Origin of the sequence: Streptomyces sp. UG1 (assembly GCF_049974585.1) — a bacterium.
In the GTDB taxonomy this organism is placed as follows: domain Bacteria; phylum Actinomycetota; class Actinomycetes; order Streptomycetales; family Streptomycetaceae; genus Streptomyces.
Genome location: NZ_JBNGGG010000140.1, coordinates 1 through 1,193 on the forward strand (window position 1 = coordinate 1; position 1,193 = coordinate 1,193).

Consider the following 1,193-nt stretch of genomic DNA (forward strand, 5'->3'; position numbering starts at 1 on the left):
GCGGGACTGCGGTAGCCGAGGCTGCTGTGCAGCCGGTGCAAGTTGTACCAGCCCTCGATCCACTCGAAGACCGCGGCGCGGGCGACGGACCTGCTCGGCCAGGAATGGTCGCCGAACAGTTCGTTCTTCAGGGTGGCGAAGAACGACTCGGCCAGCGCGTTGTCCCAGCACTGGCCGGTGCGGCCGACCGACAGCCGAATATCCAACTCGGCTGCGAGCAGGGCGAATTCACGGCTGGTGTACTGGCAGCCGCGGTCGGAATGGAAGATCACCGACCCGGCGGGGCGGCGTCGGCGGCAGGCGGCTCGCAGCGCCTCGGCGACCAGCTCGGTGCGCAGGTGGTCGGCGGTGGCCCAGCCGACCACTCGCCGGGAGGCGATGTCGATGACAGTGGCCAGGTAGAGCCAGCCCTCGTCGGTAGGGATGTAGGTGATGTCGCCGCACCAGCGGGCGTCGGTCGCGGTCGGGTCGGGCCGGAAGTCGCGCAGGATCAGGTCCGGGCGGGTGGCCGCGTGCGGGTCGGGCATGGTGGTGCGGTGTCGGCGTCCGCGGTGCCGGCCGACGAGCCCGGCGGCCCGCATCAGCCGGGCGATGCGTCTGCGGCCGCAGGCCGTGCCCTCGCGCTTGAGGACGGCGTGGATGCGCGGGGCCCCGTAGGTGCCCCGGGAATGGACGTGGACGGCGGTGATCTGCTCGGTCAGTTCCGCGTCCTTAACGGCCCCGGGGGCCGACGGCGCCGGTCCGGCGGGCGTAGAAGGCGGCACGGGAGACCTTCAGCAGCTCACATGCGCGTTTGACGCTGTGGCCCGCCTGCTTCTCCGCCTCGATGAACGGGTGCACGTTCACCGGGTCTCCTTCGCGAAGAAAGCCGTGGCCCGCTTGAGGATCTCCACGTCCTCCCGCAGGCGGCGGTTCTCCCGCCGCAGCTGGGCCAGTTCCTCGCGTTCGCTGCTGGTCAGGCCGTCGCGCTCGCCGGCATCGACCTCGGCCTGCTTGACCCAGTCGCGTACCGCGGTCTCGGTCAGGTCGAAGTCCTTGGCGATCTGGCCGACCGAGCGGTCACCGCGTCGGCACAGCTCGACGATCTCGGCCTTGAACTCCGGCGTGAACGAGCGGCGAGGACGCGGCTTCTTCTTCCCCATACTCTCCATGATGGACATCATCCTTCTGGGGCCGAAGCCCCTGATCTTCGA

The 1,193-nt window shown here is 70.1% G+C and carries 3 protein-coding genes; all 3 read right to left on the bottom strand.

The window, feature by feature from the left end; translation table 11 throughout:
- Positions 1 to 764, bottom strand: a 764-nt coding sequence (locus ACP4J3_RS50690; RefSeq protein ID WP_426545069.1) for an IS3 family transposase, incomplete at its 3' end; no start/stop codon positions are given.
- Positions 712 to 846: a hypothetical protein gene (locus ACP4J3_RS50695; RefSeq protein WP_426545071.1), complete on the bottom strand. Its 135-nt coding sequence runs from the start codon at positions 844 to 846 to the stop codon at positions 712 to 714. The genes ACP4J3_RS50690 and ACP4J3_RS50695, both read right to left, overlap by 53 nt.
- A partial coding sequence (locus ACP4J3_RS50700; protein ID WP_426545073.1) for a transposase occupies positions 843 to 1,193 on the bottom strand: 351 nt, incomplete at its 5' end. The genes ACP4J3_RS50700 and ACP4J3_RS50695, both read right to left, overlap by 4 nt.